This window comes from Pseudomonas sp. B16120, from assembly GCF_044218845.1.
Classification (GTDB): domain Bacteria; phylum Pseudomonadota; class Gammaproteobacteria; order Pseudomonadales; family Pseudomonadaceae; genus Aquipseudomonas; species Aquipseudomonas paracarnis.
This window is the reverse complement of record NZ_CP162588.1, coordinates 2477165-2497745: the sequence shown is the minus strand read 5'-3', so window position 1 is coordinate 2497745 and position 20581 is coordinate 2477165. Positions and strand designations below refer to the sequence as shown.

At 59.7% G+C, this 20581-nt stretch carries 14 protein-coding genes and 3 pseudogenes; 11 read left to right on the top strand and 6 right to left on the bottom strand.

What is annotated here, in order from left to right; genetic code table 11:
• The first annotated feature begins 57 nt into the window (after positions 1-57).
• From AB4P90_RS11900 to AB4P90_RS11890, 3 genes are all read left to right on the top strand, one after another.
• Positions 58-1794 carry an IlvD/Edd family dehydratase gene (locus tag AB4P90_RS11900; protein WP_019817288.1) on the top strand — a complete coding sequence of 579 codons (1737 nt, stop codon included), beginning with the start codon at positions 58-60 and terminating at the stop codon, positions 1792-1794.
• A gap of 48 nt (positions 1795-1842) precedes the next feature.
• Positions 1843-2565 (top strand): FadR/GntR family transcriptional regulator, encoded by a 723-nt coding sequence (locus AB4P90_RS11895; protein ID WP_003190551.1) that lies wholly within the window; start codon positions 1843-1845, stop codon positions 2563-2565.
• 342 nt (positions 2566-2907) lie between these two features.
• The gene (locus tag AB4P90_RS11890) at positions 2908-4209 is read left to right on the top strand and encodes an IS4 family transposase (RefSeq protein ID WP_074059269.1); all 1302 of its coding nucleotides are present in this window, start codon (positions 2908-2910) and stop codon (positions 4207-4209) included.
• Between the two features lie 565 nt (positions 4210-4774).
• Here AB4P90_RS11890 and AB4P90_RS11885 read toward each other — a convergent pair.
• Complete coding sequence (locus AB4P90_RS11885) at positions 4775-6904, bottom strand: TonB-dependent siderophore receptor (RefSeq protein ID WP_395605906.1); 2130 nt, start codon at positions 6902-6904, stop codon at positions 4775-4777.
• Between the two features lie 189 nt (positions 6905-7093).
• Complete coding sequence (locus AB4P90_RS11880) at positions 7094-8185, bottom strand: NADH:flavin oxidoreductase/NADH oxidase (protein ID WP_014718067.1); 1092 nt, start codon at positions 8183-8185, stop codon at positions 7094-7096.
• Positions 8186-8275: 90 nt separating this feature from the next.
• On the opposite strand from AB4P90_RS11880, the gene AB4P90_RS11875 reads away from it, so the two are divergent.
• Positions 8276-8575: a helix-turn-helix transcriptional regulator gene (locus AB4P90_RS11875; RefSeq protein ID WP_003190545.1), complete on the top strand. Its 300-nt coding sequence runs from the start codon at positions 8276-8278 to the stop codon at positions 8573-8575.
• Positions 8576-8585: 10 nt separating this feature from the next.
• Here the strand turns inward: AB4P90_RS11875 and AB4P90_RS11870 are convergent, their stop codons facing one another.
• Entirely contained in the window at positions 8586-9614 is a 1029-nt protein-coding gene (locus AB4P90_RS11870; protein ID WP_014718066.1) for a GGDEF domain-containing protein, read from the bottom strand.
• Between the two features lie 2 nt (positions 9615-9616).
• The gene (locus AB4P90_RS11865) at positions 9617-10468 is read right to left on the bottom strand and encodes a hypothetical protein (RefSeq protein WP_172832686.1); all 852 of its coding nucleotides are present in this window, start codon (positions 10466-10468) and stop codon (positions 9617-9619) included.
• Between the two features lie 329 nt (positions 10469-10797).
• On the opposite strand from AB4P90_RS11865, the gene AB4P90_RS11860 reads away from it, so the two are divergent.
• From AB4P90_RS11860 to AB4P90_RS11840, 5 genes and pseudogenes are all read left to right on the top strand, one after another.
• Entirely contained in the window at positions 10798-11688 is an 891-nt protein-coding gene (locus AB4P90_RS11860; protein ID WP_003190542.1) for a bestrophin family protein, read from the top strand.
• 138 nt (positions 11689-11826) lie between these two features.
• Positions 11827-12858, top strand: a pseudogene (locus AB4P90_RS11855) (cache domain-containing protein); the annotation flags it as partial.
• A gap of 375 nt (positions 12859-13233) precedes the next feature.
• A pseudogene (locus AB4P90_RS11850) lies at positions 13234-13770 on the top strand (methyl-accepting chemotaxis protein); the annotation flags it as partial.
• Positions 13771-13965: 195 nt separating this feature from the next.
• Positions 13966-16374, top strand: coding sequence for a glucose/quinate/shikimate family membrane-bound PQQ-dependent dehydrogenase (locus AB4P90_RS11845; protein ID WP_395605905.1), 2409 nt, complete (start codon positions 13966-13968; stop codon positions 16372-16374).
• Between the two features lie 57 nt (positions 16375-16431).
• Positions 16432-17526, top strand: a pseudogene (locus AB4P90_RS11840) (carbohydrate porin); the annotation flags it as partial.
• A gap of 140 nt (positions 17527-17666) precedes the next feature.
• Here the strand turns inward: AB4P90_RS11840 and AB4P90_RS11835 are convergent.
• Positions 17667-18416, bottom strand: a complete 750-nt coding sequence (locus tag AB4P90_RS11835) for a hypothetical protein (RefSeq protein ID WP_034113394.1) — start codon at positions 18414-18416, stop codon at positions 17667-17669.
• 515 nt (positions 18417-18931) lie between these two features.
• Positions 18932-19912, bottom strand: coding sequence for an IS5 family transposase (locus tag AB4P90_RS11830; protein WP_034113392.1), 981 nt, complete (start codon positions 19910-19912; stop codon positions 18932-18934).
• 95 nt (positions 19913-20007) lie between these two features.
• Between AB4P90_RS11830 and AB4P90_RS11825 the strand changes: the two genes are divergently transcribed.
• Together AB4P90_RS11825 and AB4P90_RS11820 are read left to right on the top strand one after the other, a co-directional pair.
• Positions 20008-20178, top strand: coding sequence for an AlpA family phage regulatory protein (locus tag AB4P90_RS11825; RefSeq protein WP_014338769.1), 171 nt, complete (start codon positions 20008-20010; stop codon positions 20176-20178).
• Positions 20179-20360: 182 nt separating this feature from the next.
• Entirely contained in the window at positions 20361-20570 is a 210-nt protein-coding gene (locus AB4P90_RS11820) for a hypothetical protein (RefSeq protein WP_034113398.1), read from the top strand.
• Positions 20571-20581: the final 11 nt, after the last annotated feature.

The window sequence follows — 20581 nt, the reverse complement described above, 5'->3', positions numbered from 1 at the left end:
TTGCGCTTATGTTTAAGCACGCATAGAACATATAGTCATACAATAAGAGAATCGATCATGCCTGACAAAAAGCCCGGCCTACGCTCTGCCCAGTGGTTCGGTACTGCCGACAAGAACGGCTTCATGTACCGCAGCTGGATGAAGAACCAAGGCATTGCCGACCATCAGTTCCATGGCAAGCCGATCATCGGCATCTGCAACACCTGGTCGGAGCTGACGCCGTGCAACGCGCACTTCCGTCAGATAGCCGAACACGTCAAGCGTGGCGTGATCGAGGCCGGAGGCTTCCCGGTGGAGTTCCCGGTGTTTTCCAATGGCGAATCCAACCTGCGCCCTACCGCCATGCTCACGCGCAACCTGGCGAGCATGGATGTGGAAGAAGCGATTCGCGGTAATCCGATTGATGGCGTGGTACTGCTCACCGGCTGCGACAAGACCACCCCAGCGCTGCTGATGGGCGCCGCCAGTTGTGATGTGCCGGCCATCGTGGTCACTGGCGGGCCGATGCTCAACGGCAAGCACAAGGGCCAGGACATCGGCTCGGGGACGGTGGTGTGGCAGCTCAGCGAACAGGTCAAGGCCGGCACCATCACCCTGGATGATTTCCTCGCGGCCGAGGGCGGCATGTCGCGTTCGGCGGGCACCTGCAACACCATGGGCACGGCCTCGACCATGGCCTGCATGGCCGAGGCGCTGGGCACGTCCCTGCCCCACAACGCGGCGATCCCGGCGGTGGATGCACGGCGATATGTGCTGGCGCATATGTCCGGTATGCGTGCGGTCGAGATGGTGCGCGAAGACTTGAAGCTGTCGAAGATCCTCACCAAAGAAGCGTTTGAAAACGCGATTCGCGTAAACGCAGCCATCGGCGGTTCGACCAACGCGGTGATCCACCTGAAAGCCATCGCCGGGCGCATCGGCGTGGAGTTGGACCTGGATGACTGGACCCGCATCGGGCGCGGTATGCCGACCATCGTCGACCTGCAACCCTCGGGGCGCTTCTTGATGGAAGAGTTCTACTACGCCGGCGGCCTGCCCGCGGTGCTGCGTCGCCTGGGTGAGGCCAACCTGATCCCCCACCCGAACGCTTTGACGGTCAATGGCAAGTCCCTGGGCGAGAACACCCAGGATTCGCCGATCTACGGCCAGGACGAAGTGATCCGCACCCTGGACAACCCGATCCGCGCCGACGGCGGCATCTGCGTGCTGCGTGGCAACCTCGCGCCCCTGGGTGCGGTGCTCAAGCCTTCGGCAGCGAGCCCCGAACTGATGCAGCACCGTGGCCGCGCCGTGGTGTTCGAGAACTTCGACATGTACAAGGCACGCATCAACGACCCGGAGCTGGACGTGGATGCCAACTCGATTTTGGTCATGAAAAACTGCGGCCCCAAGGGTTACCCCGGCATGGCCGAAGTCGGCAACATGGGCTTGCCGGCCAAGCTGCTGGCCCAGGGTGTGACGGACATGGTGCGCATTTCCGATGCGCGCATGAGCGGCACCGCCTACGGCACCGTGGTGTTGCACGTGGCCCCGGAAGCCGCTGCCGGCGGGCCATTGGCGACAGTGAAGGAAGGTGACTGGATCGAACTCGATTGCGCCAATGGCCGCCTGCACCTGGACATTCCAGACGCCGAGCTGGCAGCGCGCATGGCCGACCTGCCCCCAGCGCAAAACCTCATCGTCGGCGGCTATCGCCAGCTGTACATCGACCATGTGCTGCAGGCCGACCAAGGCTGCGACTTTGACTTCCTGGTGGGCTGTCGCGGGGCAGAAGTCCCACGGCATTCCCACTAATTGGGATGCTATGATGCGGCGAATCTAAGCCAGAGCCTCCCCGTCGTTATGGATCACCAGCCGCCCAAGCCGCGCAAGAGCCAGCATGCCCAGATCGTTCAGGACCTGGGCATGCACATCGTTTCCGGTCGTTTCAAGCCTGAAGAACGCTTGCCCATGGAAGCGACGCTGTGCGAGGAATACCAGGTCAGCCGCTCGGTATTGCGCGAAGCCACGCGGGTGCTCAGCGCCAAGGGCCTGGTGTATTCCAAGCCACGGGTGGGCGCGGTGGTGCGGCCACGCTTGAAATGGCACCTGCTCGACCCGGACGTGTTGTCCTGGTTGATGCAGTCCACGCCCCACAGCGAGTTCTTCAACACCCTGGCCGGGGTGCGCCGCATCCTCGAACCGGAAATCGCCGCGATGGCCGCGACCACCGCCACCGATGAAGACATCGCCACTATCGAACACGCCTACCAAGGCATGGAAACCGCCAAGACCCACGAGGAGCTGCTACAGGCCGACCTGGACTTCCACCGTGCGATTGCCGACGCCACCCGCAACGACCTGCTCGCCTATATGTGCAACATGCTCTCGCTGCCGTTGCGCGAGTCGATCAACATCACCAACCGCCGTCCGGATATCCAGGGCCTGAGTCTGCCTCGGCACAAAGCGATCCTCACGGCGATCCAGAACCGCGATGCCCTGGGTGCGCGGCATGCGTCGCTGGTGCAACTGGATGACACGCGGGTGGCGCTGGACACGGTGATGAATGTGTTGACGCCGTTGTAACCCCGCTTCATTCCTGACTGTTAACTTTCGCCCAGCTCACGATGCGAAGCGAGCCGCTCGTGCTCTTGCTCTGCTTTTGATCTTGATCTTAGGCGCCCCCCCAAATCACTGGCGGATTACGGGCACACCGAGCCTAGGCGAGGTGCCGAGTGGTGGGGCAAGAGCCCTTTTGGTTACTTTTGGCTGGGCCGGCATTCCGGGCTCTTTTCCAAAAGTGACCCGCTGTAAAAGCCAGCCCTTTCAAGGTCTTCTGTAAAATCCCCTGAAATTCATTCAGGGGGTACCTAAACGATGTGGGCGGAAGTTCTAGCGCGTTTCGAGAAAAAAGCACCTGCCAGTGTCATGGCCAAACTGGCGCTGCAGCAGGCTATTGCCCCCGAGTGGATTGATCAGGTTTTCGAAGAACACCGGCAACGGCAGTATTCTCGTGAGCTATTGTTCTCGACCATCATCAAGCTAATGTCCCTTGTTTCATTGGGCTTGAAGCCATCTCTGCACGCCGCCGCGCGACAACTGGAGGACCTTCCGGTCAGCCTGGCGGCTCTCTACGACAAGATCAGTCGTACCGAGCCTGCTCTGTTGCGCGCCCTGATTACGGGCTGTGCACAGCGCCTGGCTCCAACCATCCGGGAGCTGGGCTGCACGGCGATGCTGCCGGGTTGGCAGGTTCGGGTAGTGGACGGTAATCATCTGGCATCCACTGAAAAACGTCTGGGAGCTTTACGCAACGAGCGCGGCGCCGCTCGTCCCGGTTTTTCGGTTGTTGCATACGATCCCGATCTGGATCAGGTCGTCGACCTTCAGGCGTGTGAGGATGCCTACGCAAGCGAGCGCGTTTGTGTGCTGCCTTTATTGGCCAATGCCGAGCCAGGCCAAGTGTGGCTGGCTGACCGGCTTTATTGCACGCTCCCGGTTATGGAGGCTTGTGAGCAAGTCCAAACTTGCTTTGTCATTCGTCAGCAAGCCAAGCATCCACGCTTGATTCAAGAGGGTGAGTGGCAAGAGCCAGTACCTGTGGAAACTGGCACTGTGCGTGAGCAGATCATCCAGGTCAAAGGCGGTTACCAATGTCGGCGTGTCGAACTGACGCTTCATTCGCCAACGGACTCCGGCGACAGCAGCTTGATGTTCTGGAGCAACCTGCCTGAGAGCGTCAGTGCGCAACAGATCGCCGAACTGTATCGCCGCCGCTGGAGCATTGAAGGTATGTTCCAGCGACTGGAAGCGATCCTGGAAAGTGAGATCGAAACCCTTGGCAGCCCAAAGGCTGCCTTACTGGGGTTCGCAACGGCGGTATTGGCTTACAACGTCCTGGCTGTTCTCAAACGCAGTGTTGAACAAGCTCATCGGGATACCCAGCCTGAAGGATGGGAAGCCTCGATTTACCATTTAGCGGTTCAGGTCAGGAGTGGATATGAGGGAATGCAGATTGCGCTGCCCTCGGAACATTTTCCTGTCATTCCGTTGGAAAAACTGGCTCAGCACTTATTGGCGCTTGCCAGAAATATCCAACCTAAACAAGTTGCGAAAAGCCCCCGTGGCCCCAAGGTACCCAAGCCCAAAACATGGGTTAAAGGCACCGCGGTGAATGCGCATGTTTCAACGGACCGGATAATCAAGGCTGCCAAGACGAAAAGACCTTGAAAGGGCTGGCTGTAAAAGCGGAACCCTGAGCAGCCGTTACCGCAGGAATGGATATGTACTCGGTCTGACACCCTGTGTCGGCTGGCAGGCCGCCATCGCAGGCAAGCCAGCTCCCACAGTTGGATTGCGGGGCGTCAGGTAGAAATGCGTCGGCTGGCAGGCCGTCTTCGCAGGCAAGCCAGCTCCCACAGTTGGAACGCGGCGTGTCAGGTAGAAATGTGTCGGCTGGCAGGCCGTCTTCGCAGGCAAGCCAGCTCCCACAGTTGGAACGCGACGTGTCAGGTAGAAATGTGTCGGCTGGCAGGCCGTCTTCGCAGGCAAGCCAGCTCCCACAGTTGGAACGCGGCGTGTCAGGTAGAAATGTGTCGGCTGGCAGGCCGTCTTCGCAGGCAAGCCAGCTCCCACAGTTGGAACGCGACGTGTCAGGTAGAAATGCGTCGGCTGGCAGGCCGTCTTCGCAGGCAAGCCAGCTCCCACAGTTGGAACGCGGGGCGTCAGGTAGATAGGCGCCGTGGCGGGAGCAAGCTCCCTCGCCACAGGCCCTGCGTGGTACCGCAGCTGTTCATCACAGGGTGTAGGCGATGCCCACCTGCACAGTTCGCGGTGCACCAGGGTAAGCGTAGATATTGCCGAACGCGCCCTCTTCATATTCACGGTTGAACAGGTTCTTCACATCCAGGTTCAAGCGCACACGCTCATTGACCTTGTAGTAACCGAGCAGGTCGACCACGGTATAGGCGTCCATGGAGAATGCCGTATTGGCGGTCTGGCCGGCGCGCTGGTCGACGTACTTGCCGCCGGCGCCCAGGCCCAGGCCTTTGAGCGCGCCGTCCTGGAACTCGTAGACGTTGAGCAGGCTGAAGCTGTTGCGCGGGATGTTCATCAAGCGAGTGCCGGAGCGCAGAGTGTTATCACGGGTGACTTCGGCATCTACATAGGCGTAACCGCCGATCACGCGCCATTCGGGCGTGAGGTTGCCTGCAACGTTCAGGTCAAATCCACGACTGCGCACTTGGCCGGCCGCGACATTAAAGGCACTGTCCACCGGATCGGGGGTCAGCACGTTTTTCTTCTCGATCTGATAGATCGCCGCATCCACGCTCAACTGCCGGTCCAGCGCCTCCCACTTGAGGCCCATCTCGTAGGACTTGCCTTTCTCCGGCGCAAAACCACCACCTTCGCGGCTGGCGCCAGTGTTGGGTTTGAACGAACGTGCGGCGTCAGCATAGACCGCGACGGTGTCGGTGAGGTCGTAGATCACACCCACGCGCGGGGTGACGGCGTTGTCGGCGGCCTGCCAGCTTTTACCTACATAGTTCTGGTAGTCATGCTCGAAACGCTCGAAGCGGGCACCGGCCAGTACTTTCAGCCGTTCAGTGAGGGCGACCTGGTCCTGTACGAAAGCGGCGTAGGTCTTGAGGTTTTCCTTATCGTGGGTCGGCGTTCGGGTCAGCGCCGGGCGGGTTTGACCGTACACCGGATCAAAGATATCGATTGGGTAGGTGCCCGCCGCGGCGCTGGAACGCTGGATAATCGACTTGTAGTCGTAGTCCTCGTACTCGATACCGGTAAGCAAGGTGTGATCGAACCCGCCGGTGGAGAAGTGCCCGGTCAGGTTGAGCTGATAGTCCTTGTCGGTCCATTCCAGCTTGCGGTAGTTGAAGTTGCGTTGCAGGGTCCGGCCATCAGCGCCCAGGCTACCCGGCCCATTGGCCTCAATGGCGTTGCCCTTCAGGCTGCCGTCCAACCATTGAAAACCGCCGCCCAGGGTCCAGTTGTCGTTAAGCACGTGCTCGAAACGCAACTGCGCCATGTTGTTGTCGTTGTGCAGCTTGCCGGCATCCTTGTCGCCCCAGAACGTATCGCGCGAGGGGGTGCCACGCTGGTTGGGGAAACGCGTCAGGCCGCGGTCCAGCGGGTGGTTGTTGCGCATGAAATCGCCTTCGAAGGTCACCTTGGTGTCATCGGTGGCCTGCCAGGTGATCACCGGCGTCACGCCGTAGCGTTCCGTCTCGACGTGATCGCGGAAGGTGTCGCCGCCCTCGCCCACCACGTTCAGGCGATAGGCCAGGCGGCCTTCCTCGTCCAGCGGGCCGGAGGCATCCAGGGTACCGCGCTTCATGCCCTGGTCATTGAGCTGGCTGCCCAGGGTGACGGTGCGTTCGGCCAGCGGCTGCTTGGACACCACGTTGAAGGTGCCACCTGGGTCGCCACGGCCGTAGAGCATGGTCGCGGGGCCGCGCAGCACTTCAAGACGCTCGATGGTGTTGGCGTCCGGCATGTTCGGGTAACCGCGGTTGATCGGGAAACCGTTGCGGTAGAACTCACCGGTGGTGAAGCCGCGCACGGTAAAGGTGGTCAGGCCCTGGCCGCCGAAATTGTTGGCGCGGCCCACGCCGCCCGCGTAATCGAGGGCATCCTGCAGGCGCGTTGCACCGAGGTCTTCGACCACGTCCTTGGACACTACGCTGATGGACTGTGGAGTTTCATGAATGGCGGTGTCGGTGCGCGTCGCACTGGCTGAACGTGTGGCGTGGTAGCCCTGCACGGGGCCTTGGGCCGACTCAAGGTCCGCGGTGGCGGTGACATTGGTCGCTTGCAGCTCGATACTGGCGTTCTCGGCAGGTGCCTGCTCTGCCCACGCGAAGGGGGAAAACGCCTGGAGCACACAGATGGAAATCAGGGTACGACGCATGGGTGTAGAACCTAGTGAATGAGCCAGATGGGACGGCAAACCTGCCAAGAATTCGCGGCGCATCATATATCAGCGGATTCTCGTTTGACATCGATTCTCATTTGTTATTTTTCACCGCGTAGGTCGCGAAAAGCGACAGGCGAAAAAAAGCCACTCAATCGAGTGGCTCATGCAACGCGCAGGCGTACCTCAGCGATAGCGTTCCAGCCAGTGCGCGTAAGGCGCCGGCAAGGTCCAGGAGGACTTGTCCACGCCCAGCTCCTTGGCAGCAAAGTAGGCCCAATGCGGGTCGGCCAGATGCGCACGCCCTACCGAAACCAGGTCCAGGTGCCCGGCCTGCAAAGCGCCTTGGGCCAGTTGCGGCGTGCCGAAGCCCCAGGCCGAGGTCACCGGAATACCGGCTTCACGGCGTACACGCTCGGCAATCGGGCCCATGAAGGCCGGGCCCCATGGGATGTTGGTGTCAGGAATGGTAAAGCCGACGCTGACGCTCAACAGGTCCAGGCCCCCGTCCTTGAAACGGCGCGCCAGTTCAATGGACTCGGTGAGGGTCTGCTCATCACGACCGTCGTATTCGATCACGCCGAACCGGGCGGTGAGCGGCAGGTTTTCCGGCCAGACTTCACGCACCGCAGCCAGGGTTTCGAGGAGGAAGCGGCTGCGGTTGTCGAAGCTGCCACCGTAGGCATCGGTACGCTGGTTGGAATGCTCGGAGAAAAAGCTCTGGCCCAGGTAACCGTGGGCGAAGTGCAGCTCGATCCATTCAAAACCGGCATCGCGGGCGCGACGGGCCGCGTCGACGAAGTCCTGCTGCACGCGGGCGATGTCTTCCAGGGTCATGGCACGCGGTACGTTGGGCAGGTTGGCACCGAACGCGATGGCAGAGGGAGCGATGGTTTCCCAGCTACGGGCATCAGAGGCCGGGATGTGGTCATCACCTTCCCAGGGGCGATTGGCACTGGCTTTGCGACCGGCGTGGGCGATCTGGATGCCCGGCACCGAACCTGCGGCCTTGATGGCTTTGACCATGGGCACGAATGCCTGGGCGTGGGCGTCGCTCCAGATCCCAGCGCAGCCTGGGGTGATGCGTCCTTCAGGGGCGACCGCGGTGGCCTCGACCACCAGCAGGCCGGCACCGCCACGGGCCATGCCGGCCAGGTGGACGTGGTGCCAGTCGTTGACCATGCCGTCTTCGGCCATGTATTGGCACATCGGGGGGATAGCAATGCGATTGCGCAAGGTCACATCTTTGAGTTTGAACGGTTCGAACAAAGCCGACATTGAGAACTCCAGGAAGGGGTGGGTGATTCGATAGTTCGATGGTAATCGAACTATGGTATTGAACGCTACCCCCCTGTTATGATCCGCCCCATGCGAGCCTTCAAACACCCTACCCCCCAAGAATTGACGCTTGAGCGTGTGCTGTACGCCTTGAGCGACCCCGTGCGCCTGGACATCGTGCGCTACCTGGCCAACGTGCCAGAGGCCACCTGTGGCGAACTCGACGGGGGGCGGCCCAAATCCAGCATGTCCCATCACTTCCGGGTATTGCGCGATGCCGGCCTGGTGCACACGCGCAATGTGGGCACCACCCATATGAACTCGTTGCGCCGTGACGAGCTGGAAAGCCGCTTCCCTGGGTTGCTGGCGAGCGTTCTGTCACAGCACTAGACGGCACGCGTCAGGACAAGACCGCCTGTAGCAATGCGCCGTCCAGGTGCACACAGTCCTTGCCATTGCGCTTGGCGCCGTACAGGTTCTTGTCCGCCATCTTGAGTACGGCCGACAACTCGTCGCCTGGCGAAAAACGCGCCATCCCCGCACTGCAGGTGTAATGGTGGGGCGCAGGCACGCTGCTGCGGATCGCCTGCAACAAGTCCAGGGCATAATCACAGGCCACCTCCACATCGTCGCCCTGCAATAACACGCCGAACTCTTCCCCGCCGATCCGTCCGAAGCTGTGGCTGCCCTTGGCGTTTTTCAGGCACAGCGCCATGGCGCGCAGAATCTTGTCCCCCACGTCGTGGCCATACAGGTCGTTTTTTTCCTTGAAACTGTCGATATCCAACATGATGAAGTAGCCGCCCCGCTCCCCACCGAGCAACTTCTCGAAGCTCTGCATAAAGGCGCGCCGGTTGAGGATGGACGTCAGGTAGTCGGTCTCGGCCAAGGCGCGAAACTCGCTTTCCACCAGCAATACCGAACGCAGGTTCTTCAAGTAGGAATAACTCAAGATAAACCCGATGGACACCGACGCCGCGCAGAACAGCAGCAAATACACCTCGGTGCCGGCGTATATATCCGCCTGCATGGGCGGCCACAGGATCAGCCAGATCAATAGCGCATCGGCCAGATAATCCTGGACACTGATAAACAAGATCGCACTGCCCACCACCAGGGTCACCGCCAACGGCAAGCCATAGATACGCAACTCTGCGTGCATATGAATCAGATAAGCGAAGCCGACGGACAACAACACCATATAGGTGACTCCCAGCACTCGCCAGAGCAGAAAGTTCGTGGTGGTGGCATGTACCCGGCAAACAATCAGCAGGCCCACCGTGACGGCCAACATATAAAAATCCAACTTCAGGGCCGCAGGAATCAGGAGCATGCCGACCCAGGCAATAATCCCGACCCATTCGGCTTGGGTCACCGCAGGTGACAACAAACTGCGCATTCTGGGCCGCAACTTCAAGTTAGCAGGCATCCTTACGCTCCCATCTCAATAGCATGCAGGCCCATCGCAAATGAAAAGGCCATGAACCGCTTTACCAGGCTGGCAAAGGGTGGCAGAACTTCCAGCCGGGTTTTGGAGTGGGCTTTGAAATAACCCTTTTCGACCCCCTCCTGCACCATACGGATAATGTGGGTCTTGGACACGGAAAGTTGCTTGGCCAAGGCCAGGTAGGAAGACGACCGGAAGGTGGCGCGGTCGTTCTCAGGGGCAAAGGCATCGTTGTAGATCGCCAGCATCAACAGATGGCCGGCATCGCGTTTCACCAGCCAATAACATTCGGGCAGCAAGACATCCACCGTCAACTCGGCCGCGAGAATCATGGCAAAACCTTTGAAATAGAGCGCCAGGAACTCACGGTCATCCAAGTCGCGCATCTGCCGGAACACTTCCCGTTCGGGGTAGAGCAACGCCAACGACTCCGTGAGGGCGGTGAGCATCAACCGCGCTTCGCGGCAGGCTTCATCCGAGGGTGCATACACCCTGAAGCGACTGTCTTCGGGGTGCGGCGCAACCTCCATGAAACCCAGAGCCCGGAATAGCAAAAAAATCGATTCCAGGCTGTTTTTCGAACAATATTTGCGCGTTACGCACAAGGCTTTAACTTCTGCCAACAACGGCAGCGGTGTGGAAAAGTATTGGCTCAATAATGCAAACGACACCATCAAGCGGCTGTATTTAAGGGCACTCTTGTAGAAAAACGGTCGTTTTGAATAGGGCACGAGCAGCACGTGGTAATGCGCTCTCATGCACGATTCAAAATCCTTATGACGTTCGAGCGCTTGCGCGGTATTACACATAGCTAACTTCAACGAACTGACACGCATGAAAGAGCCCTGATCATCCAACTTGATGCCACTGATCTCAGCTACGAAATCCCTGCAGCCCGGCCCCAAAACAAATCACTTCAAAATTCCTGCCATTAATGGCTTTTTGCCTCGAACGCAATGTACAGCGATTGCCGGACAAGACGTCATCAGTACCAAAGTTGTTCCACCGTCAAATGCCCCGTAGCACACACTTACGCGCAACCTTTGGTTACATTCTCTCCGCCTGGCGGTTAGAGGACTAATCGATTCAGCACACTGCGAACCTTCCTTCCTCGACGGCGTCGTAACAGGGGATTGTTGCCAACCGCCCGCCGCGAGGTTCTCGTTTGAAAGCTGCCCTTCTGAAGAAATACCGCCTGATCATCAAGACCATGGGCTATGTGGGCTGGGCGTTGTTCTGGCTGTTGTTGTGGGATGTGGCGGTGACGGTGGATTTCATGCTGTTTCTCACCGCCAAGATCAATTTGCCGCTGATGCCCCTGACCTTGCTCGGCTCGGCACTGGTGGTGCTGATCAGTTTTCGCAACAGCAGCGCCTATAACCGCTGGTGGGAAGCACGCACGCTGTGGGGTGCGATGGTCAACAACTCGCGCAGTTTTGCCCGGCAAGTGTTGACCCTGCTCGATGACGCCCCCGGTGAGGTGAACCCGGTGAAGTCGACGCTGTTGCGCCGTCACGTGGCTTACGTCAACTGCCTGGCTGCGCACCTCAAGGGCCAGCCGTGCCCGGAGGAAGTGCGAGCCTTTATCCCCGCCGAAGAATTTGCGCGCAACGGCGCCACCAATAACTTCGCCAATGACATCCTCACCGGCTCAGCCTCGTTGCTGGCGCGCGAATACCAGGCCGGGCGCCTGGACAGCATCCGCCTGGCGCGGTTGGAGTCGACCCTGGTGGACCTCTCCAACGCCCAGGGCGGCATGGAGCGGATTGCCAACACGCCACTGCCCTACCCTTACGTGTACTTCCCGCGGCTATTCATTTCGCTGTTCTGCCTGATCGTACCGGTGGGCCTGGTGGAATCCCTCGGTTGGTTCACGCCGCTGGCTTCCACAGTCGTGGGCTTCATGCTGCTGGCCATCGAACGCATCGGCACCGACCTGCAAAGCCCGTTCAATTCCAGCGAACACCAGATCCAGATGGAAAGCATCTGCGAAACCATCGAGAAGAACCTGCAGTCGATGCGCCGCGATGCCCTGGTCGGTGACCCGATCGCCTGATTCCCCCTGCTCAAGTGCCAACTCCCTCGGCCGATATACCGAGGGTACGCATGGCCTCGCCTCTCACAAAAACGCCTGCGACACGCAGCACTAATTTTTCTCCCCTTGCCAAAACTATAAATACCCGCGGGTGAAGTCATGAATATCAAGCAGAAGCTGACATGGGCGTTTGCGGCCATCGCGTGCGTGCCGGTCATCCTGGTCGCCATTATCGTGGTGCTGAATCTGCGCGAGGGTGCGCTGGCCAACTTCCTCGACAGCAGCGGCCGCGAGATCCGCCAGATCGACAATGGCATGCAGCAGTTTTTCGACGGCATCAGCCAGAATGTCGACTTCGTCGCCAAGGACCCGCGCGTGATCGCGGCCAAGAACCTCAAAAGCTATGCCGGCGCCGATGCCGCGCAAATCCCGCTTACGCCGACCAACACAGAGCTGCTGGCGATTTTCGATCAGTTCGCCAAAAGCCACCCCAGCACCGCCTACCTGTCCCTGGGACTGAGCGATGGCGGCTACGCCAGTTGGCCAGACGACGCCAAACTGACGCAATACGACCCGCGCACCCGCCCCTGGTACCAGGCCGCCATCGCAGCGCCAGGCAAGACCGTGCGCACAGGCGCCTACTACTGGGCCCCGGACGATGTGGTGCTGATCGGCACCGTGCGCACCGTGGCAGATGCCACGGGCAATGTGCTTGGGGTGGTTGGCCTGGACGTGTCGCTCAAGCAACTCACCGAGTTGGTGCGCACCATCAAGCTGGGCGACAGCGGCTACCTGATGCTGGTGGAAGCCGACGGCAACGTGCTGGTGGACCCCAGCGATGCCACGCACAATTTCAAGCCCCTGGCGGGCCTGGGCGCGAACTACGCCGAACTGGCCAAGCACGGCGATGGCGTGACCGAGGTGAGCATCGACGGCGTGGCCTACATGGCTAACGTGGTCAGTTCCAAAGACCTGGGCTGGCGCTTTATCGGCCTGATCAAGCGCGACGAAGTGATGGCCGGCGCCACCCGCCTGACGTGGTTGATCGCGGCGATTGCCGCCGTATTGGCCGTGGTGTTCGCCATCGTCGGCGCCAGTTTCGCCCGTGTGATCGTGCGACCCATTCGCGGCGTGGCCGACGGCCTGCAGGAAATCGCCGAAGGTGAAGGCGACCTCACGCGCCAGCTCAAAGTGCAAGGCAAGGACGAAACCGCCAGCCTGGCCGGCTGGTTCAACCAGTTCCTGAGCATGATCGCGCAATTGGTGCAGCGCATCGGCAACGCCTCCTCAGACCTGCAAACCGCCGCCGCCGACACCAGCGCCGTGGCCAACAATATGAACCAGGCCGCCGGCCGCCAGCGCGAAGCCGTGGAACTGGTTAGCACTGCGTTCAACGAGATGGTTGCCACCGCCAACGAAGTCGCGCGTTCATGCAGCGCCGCCGCCACGAGTGCCGATGAGGGCTATCGCGACGTGCACACCGGCCAGCAGCACATCGGCGAAGCCACCGGCAGCGTGCTCAAGCTCAGCGAAGACCTGCAAAAATCCACACAGACCATGCAGTTGCTCGAGCAAGACAGCCAGAACATCAACACCATCCTCGATACCATCCGTTCGATAGCCGAACAGACCAACCTGCTGGCGCTCAACGCCGCGATCGAAGCTGCCCGCGCTGGCGACCAGGGCCGCGGCTTTGCGGTGGTCGCCGATGAAGTGCGTGCACTGGCGCGTCGCACCGCCGACTCCACCGGCGAAATCGACAGCCTGCTGGGCAACCTCGCCCGCCGCACCCAGGAAGTCACCCAGCAGATGCAAGGCAGCTTGCTGGTGTCCAACACCAGCGTGGAGCGCATCCAGCAGGCCCGCGACAGCTTCGACAAGATCCGTGGTTCGGTGGACTCGATTCGCGACCAGAACACCCAGATCGCCACCGCCGCCGAAGAGCAGCACCAGGTGGCCGAAGAGATCAACCGGCATATCGCGCAGATCCACGCCGACGCGCAGTTGGTGGAAGGCTTTGCGCATTCGGCGCAGACCGGTTCAGGGCGGCTGACGGATATTTCCGGCCAGCTCAATGGGCTGGTGGGGCGCTTCAAGTTCTGATGCCGTGGCGAGGGAGCTTGCTCCCTCGCCACAGAGGTTTGTCGATTGTCTGCACCACCTACTGACCCCTTCAGAAGAGAGCCGCCCCATCATCGCAGTACCTGCAACAGTCTATTGCAGGACTCAAATGTACTAACTGGTTACTTATCTTGCTAAAATCGCGTCTTTGCCCTCTCTCACTCGAGTCCATTCGACATGAAACGAGCATCGTGCGCCGCTGGCGTCTCTAGATTCTTACTCCTGGGCCTGGGCGTCGTCATCGCCCTGCTCGGCCTTGCGCTGGCCGTCGGCGGCGCCAAACTGGTCAGCCTGGGAGGCTCCTGGTACTTCCTGCTCGGCGGCGTGGCCATGGCCATTTCCGGGCTGTTGATTGCCCGCTGCAAGCCTGCCGGCGCCTGGTTGTTCGCCGCGTTTCTAGTGGCTACTGCCGTGTGGGCGGTGGCCGACGTGGGCCTGGAATACTGGCCGCTGTTCTCGCGACTGTTCATGTTTGCGGTGATTGGCGTGGTTGTGGCGCTGGTGTATCCATTGCTGGCCGGCAAACCGGCGCGGGGTGCCTATGGCGTCGCCGCCGTGTTGGCGCTGGGCGTGGCGGTGGCGGCGGGCAATATGTTTGTCGCGCACCCAAGCGTTGCGCCCACCGGTGCAGGCCCGGGCATGACCCCGGTGGCGGCGGCCGATGCGCAGAAAGATTGGGCCCACTACGGTAATACCGAAGGTGGCAGCCGTTTCGCCGCGCTGGACCAGATCAACCGCGACAACATCGACAAGCTCAAAGTCGCCTGGACCTACCACACCGGCGACGTGGCCATCAGCGACGGCAACGGTGCCGAAGACCAGCTGACGCCCCTGCAGGTCGGCAACAAAGTGTTTATCTGCACCCCGCACAACAACCTGATCGCGTTGGATGCCGACACCGGCAAAGAACTGTGGAAGAACGAAGTCAACGCCAAATCGGCAGTGTGGCAGCGTTGCCGGGGCATGGCGTATTTCGACGCCAGCGCGCCGATTGCCCAGCCGACCCAGCCCAACAGCTCGCCGATCCTGACCGCCAGCGTGCCTGTCGGTGCGCAGTGCCAGCGTCGCCTGCTGACCAACACCATTGATGCACGCCTGATCGCCGTAGACGCCGACACCGGCAAGTTCTGCGAAGACTTTGGCACCCATGGTCAGGTGGACCTCAAGGCCGGCCTGGGCAATGTGCCGGACAGCTACTATCAACTGTCCTCGGCGCCGCTGATGGCCGGCACCACCGTGGTGGTCGGCGGTCGCGTGGCAGACAACGTGCAGACCGATATGCCCGGTGGCGTGATCCGTGGCTTTGACGTGATCACGGGTCAAATGCGCTGGGCGTTCGACCCAGGCAACCCTGAAGACAAGCAGGCTCCGACGGGCGACGCCACCTACGTGCGCAGCACCCCGAACAGCTGGGCGCCGATGTCTTACGACCCGCTGATGAACACGGTCTTCCTGCCGATGGGCAGCTCGTCCACCGATATCTACGGTGTGGAGCGCACCCAGCTCAACCACAAATACGGTGCTTCGGTGCTGGCACTCGACGCCTCCACCGGTGCCGAGAAGTGGGTGTACCAGACGGTCCACAACGACCTCTGGGACTTCGACCTGCCGATGCAGCCCAGCCTGATCGACTTCACCCCGCCAGGCAGCGACAAGGCCGTACCCGCCTTAGTCATCGGCACCAAGGCCGGGCAGATCTATGTGCTCGACCGCGCCACGGGCAAGCCGCTGACGGACGTGCAGGAAGTTCCGGTCAAAGCCGCGAACATTCCCAACGAGCCGTATTCCCTCACCCAACCGAAATCCGTGGGCATGCCGCAGATCGGCGCGCAAACCCTGACCGAATCGGACATGTGGGGCGCGACGCCGTATGACCAGTTGTTGTGCCGCATCGACTTCAAGGGCATGCGCTACGACGGCCTGTACACCGCACCAGGCACCGATAAATCCCTGAGTTTCCCGGGTTCCCTGGGCGGCATGAACTGGGGCAGCATTTCCACCGACCCGGTGCACGGTTTTATCTTCGTCAACGACATGCGCCTGGGCCTGTGGATCCAGATGATACCGTCGCAGAACAAGGCCCAGGCCTCTTCCGGTGGTGAAGCGCTGAACACCGGCATGGGCGCCGTGCCGCTCAAGGGCACGCCGTATGCGGTGAACAAAAACCGCTTCCTGTCGGTGGCCGGCATTCCGTGCCAGGCGCCGCCGTTCGGCACCTTGACCGCCATCGACATGAAGACGCAAAAGGTCGCCTGGCAAGTACCGGTGGGCACCGTTGAAGACACCGGCCCCCTGGGTATCCGCATGCACCTGCCGATCAAGGTGGGCCTGCCGACCCTGGGCGGTACGCTGTCCACCCAAGGCGGCCTGATCTTTATTGCCGGCACCCAGGACTTCTACCTGCGCGCCTTCAACAGCGGCAATGGCGATGAAATCTGGAAAGCCCGCCTGCCCGTCGGCAGCCAGGGTGGGCCGATGACCTACGTGTCGCCGAAAACCGGCAAGCAATACATCGTCGTCACCGCCGGCGGCGCACGCCAGTCCACCGACCGTGGCGACTACGTGATCGCCTACGCCCTGCCGTAACCGCCCTCTGTTCGCGCGGTGCTCCGGCACCGCGCTTTGTGTTTGGAAAGATCCCCCATGACCCCTACTCCTCATACCGCCTGGCGCCTGGCGCTGGGCCTGGCCTTTGCGGCCGCCCTACCCGTTCAAGCCGACGACACCACCCTGACCGGCGACTGGGGCGGCCTGCGCCGCGAACTCGACGCGCAAGGTGTGCGCTTTACCGGTGACTACAGCGGCGAGACCGCCTACAACGCCCACGGCGGCCAGCACCGTTCGGCGCGCTACTCGCAAAACGTCAAGCTCGGCGTGCAGTTCGACCTGGGCAAGCTCTACGGTTTTACCAACGGCGACCGCATCCAGCTGACCATCAACGACCGACGCGGCAACAGCGCCTCCGAGGACCTGGTGGGCAACCGTCTGCCGATCCAGGAAAACTACGGTGGCCTCTACACGCGCCTCACCGAACTGAGCTACGAGCGCACGCTGTTCACCCCGGCGCTGAACCTCAAGCTGGGCTATATGGCCATGGGCAATGATCTCGGTGGCCTGGACAGCGGCATCCTGTGCAACTTCATGAACGCCGGCTTCTGCGGGCATCCGCTGAACATGTCCGGCGGCAGTGGCTGGGCCAACTACCCGAATGCGCACCTCGGTGCCCGGGTGAAGTACGACTTTTCGCCCAACTGGCAACTGCGCGTGGCGGCATTCAATGTCGACCCGTCCAGCAACGGCAACGCCAGCCGTGCCTGGCACCTGGGGCCCAAGCACACCACCGGCACCGCGGTGCCCATCGAGCTGATCTACAAGTACGCGGGCGCACTGCCCGGTGAATACAAGCTCGGTTATTACTACGACAGTTCCGATGTAAAACGCATTGGCAGTAACAAGGACGTCAGCGGGCGTGGCGGTCACTACCTCTTGATCGACCAGGCTGTGTGGGCCTCCCCATCCTCTCAAGGCCGCAGCCTGCACGCCTTCGGCCAGTACTCCGCCGCCAGCCAAGCGGCCTCGCCGTTCACCAAGTGGTATGGCGCGGGCGTCGTGCTATACAAGCCGTTCGAAGGTCGCCCGCGCGATACCGTCGCCCTGGGCTATGGCCGCGCGGTGCCGAACCCGCGCAGCCGTGATGTACAGGAGCTGGCAGCGTTCAACACCGGCACGGCCTATCCTTAGCGATGGGGAAGGACTGGCTGGACATAATGGTCACTCCTGGCGTCGATTGGCGCGTGATAAGACGTGACCTGAATTGAATCGTTGAAACGGGTTGGCGTCATTGCGCTGCAACTACAGCGATTGCAGCGCAATCTGCCCTAGCGCTCCGAGAGGCTGCGTTTGGCAGCAGCAAATTTCTCATCCAGATTTCGCTTGGATATGCCTGGCAGCTTGTCATAATGGGCGGTCAGTGCGTCGACAATGGCGGCTTGGGAACGGAAAACTGAATGAGGTTTTCCTGAGGGAGAGTGACCGAGCAGTAGACTGAGCATCGCTCCGATGATGTGGAGGTAAGTGGCCTCACTTCGGTCGCTTACTTTGCCGTTAATTTTGATGAGATGCTCGATGTTCTCCTTTTCCAAACCGACAGCTTCAAGTTCACTCAACAGTTGTTGATAAGCTGTTTCTGTACTCCTCACCTGTAGTTGCAAAGCATCACGATCGGCTTGTAGAGCCAAGTAGGTACCAATGCTGATTGTTCCGTTCTGGTTCAATGGTTGATCGAAAAGGAAAGCTGGCTTTTGTTCAGGGTGAAAGCGAGACATCCAAAGTTTAAGATCAGTGTGGCGGATGGTTACTTGAGTGCACTCGACGCGAGTCCCAATGGCTACCTGTATGCCGAGGCAGCCGTAGGGAAGTTCTCCATGACGAATAGCATCGAAAATTTTCTCAGTGTTTGCGTACAGACATGGCCATTGTGGGAAGGCAGACCTGAGCATGGTAGGTGATCGCCAGGCTACCTCGAGAATCTGCGTCTCGTAGGCCATTAAGTTGCACCAACGTATTGCTGCATCGATGGGGCGATAGAATACCTGTGCCAGTGGGTTACAGCTTTGAGATATGTACACCGAAGGAACCTCCTATTCCTGTAAATCATGGACTCCTAGAATAAATTATACGTCGAATCCATCATTTTTCTTTCGTCCAGCCCCGGTGTCAATAGATTAAAAACTTTATACTATCCCCAGGTACGTACGGTCCGTTCCTGGCCACTATTGTAGTGTTCGGACCATCATGGGGGCATGAGAAAAAAATAGTAAGAATTTCAACTATTGATGTTGGTAACGATTGATGCGTTTGTTACCTGATCATAGCCAGTTGGCTTTCTTGCAGCGTTGAGCTACATACGTTCGATGAATATAGTCTTCGCCCATAGCTCGGTACGCAACGTTCGGTTGTTCTTTTAGCAGATTTGCGGGCATAACCACCCCACTGTAAGTAGCAAAAGTGTTTCGCTAGGGATGCTCCGATCAACTTGCTGCGCGGCGGCCGCAAGTCGTAATTTGCACGGCACGCAGCGCTATTTGCTCAAAACGACCTGATGCAGTGTTCATCGAGGGCGTTTTTCGCCCGGTTTTCCATGTTAAGCGCGCAACTCGCCCATACCCATCAGTTGTTTTCGAGCCATCCACAGGTTCGACAGGGCGAACAATGTGGTCAACTGAGCCGTGTTTTTCATCAGCCCACGAAAGCGCACTTTCACGTACCCAAATTGGCATTTGATCACCCGAAACGGATGTTCGACCTTGGCCCGTGTCTGGGCTTTGCAGTACTCAATCTTGCGCTTGGCCTTGTAGAGCACGCTGCGTTTATTCAACTTGGAATAGGTGCTGCGGCGCGCCGCGATTTGCCAGATCACTTCACGATTTTCATGCTCTTCACGCTTCTCAACGCCGGTGTATCCGGCGTCTGCATACACTGCATTTTCTTCGCCATGCAAAAGCTCGGCGACCTGTGTGACATCGGCGACGTTGGCGGCGGTGCCGTGGACGTGATGAACCAAGCCGGACTCGACATCAGCGCCAATATGGGCCTTCATTCCGAAGAAATACTGGTTACCTTTTTTGGTCTGATGCATCTCGGGGTCGCGCTTTCCCTCTTCGTTTTTAGTCGAACTGGGAGCATGAATAATGGTGGCATCGACGATAGTGCCCTGACGCAGAGACATGCCTTTGTCCTGCAAATAACCATTGATGACCGCGAGGATTGCAGGTGCAAGCTGATGCTTTTCCAATAAGTGCCGGAAATTCATGATCGTGGTGTCTTCAGGTATCGGGGCGCTCAAGGTCAAACGTGCAAACTGGCGCATGGGCGTGATTTCGTAGAGCGCTTCTTCCATGGTCGGATCGCTCAGGGAAAACCAATTCTGCAACAGATGAATACGCAGCATGGTTTCCAGAGGATAGGGTTTTCTGCCGCCACCGGCCTTGGGGTAGAACGGCTCGATCAGGCCCAGCAGACCCGTCCAGGGCACGACCTGATCCATCTCGGCGAGGAAGCGTTCGCGGCGTGTCTGCTTGCGCTTGCCGGCGTATTCGAAATCGGAAAAGCTCATCTGGCTCATAGGCGGCTCGGATCAGGTGGTCAGGCGTATTTCAGCACATTTGAAAACTTGTTCGGAGATTCCCTAAGCATCAACCACAAGTCGAACGCCATATTATGCGGCGTGAAGAGGTGGAGCAAAAAACCGGCTTCAAGCGCGCGCACATTTACAGCTTGATGAAGGAGGGCAAATTCCCACAAGCCAAGCGCATTGGATTGCGTGCTGTGGGATGGGACTCAATGGAGATCGAGCGATGGGTCACCGATCGCTTGGCGCAGCAGCGCTGATGTTACGCGCGAGGTGTCGGTGGCTTCCACTAAAGGTGGAACAGGTAAACCCACGGTTGCCGTCAACCTCGATAGCCACGTGTGAGGAGGCTCAATGAAACGAATTACCAAGCGGGTGTTTCTCGCCCGGCCATATTGTTTGACCGGCCTCGACGCCAATAGCATTGGCAAGGATCTCTTCGATGTTAGATAAACTACCCATCGTCGTTCAGCCATCCGATTGGCTGCCCCCTCCGCCGTCCGAAGAGTATTGCACCGTGGTATTTCACCTGCAGGGCGGACGCTCTACCATGGGATCGTTCCTAACAGAACTTTCCAGTCACTTCGAAGATGCGCGGACTCTCAAGATCGTCAAATTCGAGGTCGGTGACCATTTGCGCAACCGGCGCTAACTGAGACTATT

Excerpts from the sequence above, each read along its gene's own strand:
- AB4P90_RS11825 (WP_014338769.1), top strand. The coding sequence starts at position 20,008 with ATGCGGCGTGAAGAGGTGGAGCAAAAAACCGGCTTCAAGCGCGCGCAC.
- AB4P90_RS11895 (WP_003190551.1), top strand. The coding sequence starts at position 1,843 with ATGGATCACCAGCCGCCCAAGCCGCGCAAGAGCCAGCATGCCCAGATC.
- AB4P90_RS11830 (WP_034113392.1), bottom strand. The coding sequence starts at position 19,912 with ATGAGCCAGATGAGCTTTTCCGATTTCGAATACGCCGGCAAGCGCAAG.
- AB4P90_RS11845 (WP_395605905.1), top strand. The coding sequence starts at position 13,966 with ATGAAACGAGCATCGTGCGCCGCTGGCGTCTCTAGATTCTTACTCCTG.
- AB4P90_RS11870 (WP_014718066.1), bottom strand. The coding sequence starts at position 9,614 with ATGCCTGCTAACTTGAAGTTGCGGCCCAGAATGCGCAGTTTGTTGTCA.
- AB4P90_RS11875 (WP_003190545.1), top strand. The coding sequence starts at position 8,276 with ATGCGAGCCTTCAAACACCCTACCCCCCAAGAATTGACGCTTGAGCGT.
- AB4P90_RS11865 (WP_172832686.1), bottom strand. The coding sequence starts at position 10,468 with ATGCGTGTCAGTTCGTTGAAGTTAGCTATGTGTAATACCGCGCAAGCG.
- AB4P90_RS11890 (WP_074059269.1), top strand. The coding sequence starts at position 2,908 with ATGGCCAAACTGGCGCTGCAGCAGGCTATTGCCCCCGAGTGGATTGAT.
- AB4P90_RS11880 (WP_014718067.1), bottom strand. The coding sequence starts at position 8,185 with ATGTCGGCTTTGTTCGAACCGTTCAAACTCAAAGATGTGACCTTGCGC.
- AB4P90_RS11885 (WP_395605906.1), bottom strand. The coding sequence starts at position 6,904 with ATGCGTCGTACCCTGATTTCCATCTGTGTGCTCCAGGCGTTTTCCCCC.
- AB4P90_RS11900 (WP_019817288.1), top strand. The coding sequence starts at position 58 with ATGCCTGACAAAAAGCCCGGCCTACGCTCTGCCCAGTGGTTCGGTACT.
- AB4P90_RS11820 (WP_034113398.1), top strand. The coding sequence starts at position 20,361 with ATGTTAGATAAACTACCCATCGTCGTTCAGCCATCCGATTGGCTGCCC.